1 pseudogene is annotated in these 583 nt (G+C 32.1%); it reads right to left on the reverse strand.

From position 1 onward, the window contains the following. A pseudogene (locus OYV_RS05610) lies at positions 1-583 on the reverse strand (glucose-6-phosphate isomerase); the annotation flags it as partial.

The raw sequence follows: 583 nt of genomic DNA on the forward strand, positions 1-583 counted from the left end.
ACAGAATCAGGAATAACAAATATTTGATAACCTTCTTTAAGGGCTAAATTTAACAAAACGCCTTTTTGGCTGTCAGTGGTTACAAAAATACGATTTTTGGCAAGTTGTTTGCCGTATTTTTCTTCTATTTCTTTTTTCAAGATTCTAAAAGCAAGGGCTGGTTCCCAAGTGGTACCTGATTTTGAAATAACATTAATTGCTCAATTTTTGTCTTTAAGATAATGGAGCAAATTAGTTAAGTAATTGCCTGATACTTGATGACCTGCAAAAAGAATTTCTGGCTTAGTTTTTTTAAAGTGCGTTTGCAAAAATTCAATTCCTGCTTTGGCGCCCAAATAAGAGCCTCCAATGCCAATTACTACTAAAACATCTAAATTGGGGTGGGAATTTTTTAGTTGTTTCATTTTTTCAAGTTCTTGCAAATCAAAATGTAAGGGTAGTTATAACCAACCCAAATATTTTTCTTTTAGATGTTGGTCTTGATGTAATTTTTGGTGTATGACTTTGATTTGAGGGGCAAAAGTTTGGGCATAATTGTGCCAATCTAAAAAATTATAAATCCCTTCAAGGTTTAATTTAAACA

This window comes from 'Chrysanthemum coronarium' phytoplasma (assembly GCF_000744065.1).
Taxonomy (GTDB): Bacteria; Bacillota_I; Bacilli_A; order Acholeplasmatales; family Acholeplasmataceae; genus Phytoplasma; species Phytoplasma asteris.